This is a genomic window from Bifidobacterium sp. M0399, assembly GCF_016100595.1.
Lineage (GTDB): Bacteria > Actinomycetota > Actinomycetes > Actinomycetales > Bifidobacteriaceae > Bombiscardovia > Bombiscardovia polysaccharolytica.
Genome location: NZ_JACFSD010000014.1, coordinates 1 through 1,184 on the forward strand (window position 1 = coordinate 1; position 1,184 = coordinate 1,184).

Annotated in this window: 1 protein-coding gene; it reads left to right on the plus strand. The window is 55.0% G+C overall.

What is annotated here, in order from left to right; all coding sequences use genetic code 11:
* The first annotated feature begins 113 nt into the window (after positions 1-113).
* Positions 114-1,160 carry a LacI family DNA-binding transcriptional regulator gene (locus H3V09_RS08945; protein WP_198191708.1) on the plus strand — a complete coding sequence of 349 codons (1,047 nt, stop codon included), beginning with the start codon at positions 114-116 and terminating at the stop codon, positions 1,158-1,160.
* Positions 1,161-1,184 lie beyond the last annotated feature (24 nt).

A 1,184-nucleotide genomic window follows, 5' to 3' on the forward strand; every position in this document is an offset into this window, starting at 1 on the left:
GATGTGTATTCGTTGCGCAAATTTGCATCTATTATTCGTCTTAGTCTGAATAACTATCTACCATTTATGTAATGATTGGAAATAACAAAACTATCGATTCGCGGGGGAAGACAATGAATACACGACTTGCCGACATAGCCGAAAAGGCCGGAGTGAGCCAGGCCACAATCTCCCGTGTCATCAATAACAAACCGGGGGTATCGGACGACACAAGGAACACCGTCCTGAACACCCTATCCTCCATGGGAATGTCCAAGGAGCGCCTGCAGCGCAGCGGCACCCGCCTGGTTGCCATTATCGCGCCGGATTTGTCCAACCCGATTTTTCCCAAGTTCATCACCACCCTGGTCACCCTCCTGGCCCAACACCAACTTCTGCCCATCGTCTGTGTTTACACACCGTCAGGAACATCGGAGGCCGGCTTTTTGACCATGTTGCAAGGTCAACCCTTGAGTGCTGCGATCTTCCTGGCTGGGAGCTATGACACCAAAGACACCAACCTGTCCATTTACCGGAGTCTTACCGACCGCAATATCCCTTGCGCATTCCTCAACAGCACCCCGCGTAACATGGACGGTCTCTTCGTCGGGACCGACGATGAGGCGGCCATCACTATGGTCCTTCATCACCTGATCGATCTGGGGCACAATCGGATCGGACTCCTACTCGGCGACAGGAACCACTACCCCTCCATCCTCAAGCACCAGGCGGCCCAACGATTGTTCAAGGAGAAAGGTTTCAGCCCCGACCAGGCCCCTACAGCCTGGACCACCTATGGGGTGGACTCCGGCAGGATGGCTGCCCGGACCCTTCTGGAACAGGGCGTCACTGCCATCGCCTGTGCAAGTGATCAGTTGGCCCTGGGTGCCATAAGGGCCGCACGGAGCATGAATCTGTCCGTCCCCGGCGATGTCTCTGTCGCCGGATACGACGACTCCCCCTTCATGAGTGACATATCCCCCTCCCTGACTTCGGTCCACCAGCCGGTCGACAAAATCTGCCAGTCCATGGTCAACGGGGTTCTGGCTATGATGAACAACCACAAGCTTTCCAGACGGCGGGATGTGCTCATGTTCGAACCGGAGCTGGTTGTCCGTGAGTCCACTGGCAGGGTCAGCCCCATCCCAACTGATGCTGCAAGGGATTTGAATAGACACTGAATATTTGCGCTCTAATTTCCTTTT

Bases quoted from the DNA above. Each gene is read 5' to 3' on its own strand.
- H3V09_RS08945 (WP_198191708.1), top strand. From the start codon at position 114: ATGAATACACGACTTGCCGACATAGCCGAAAAGGCCGGAGTGAGCCAG.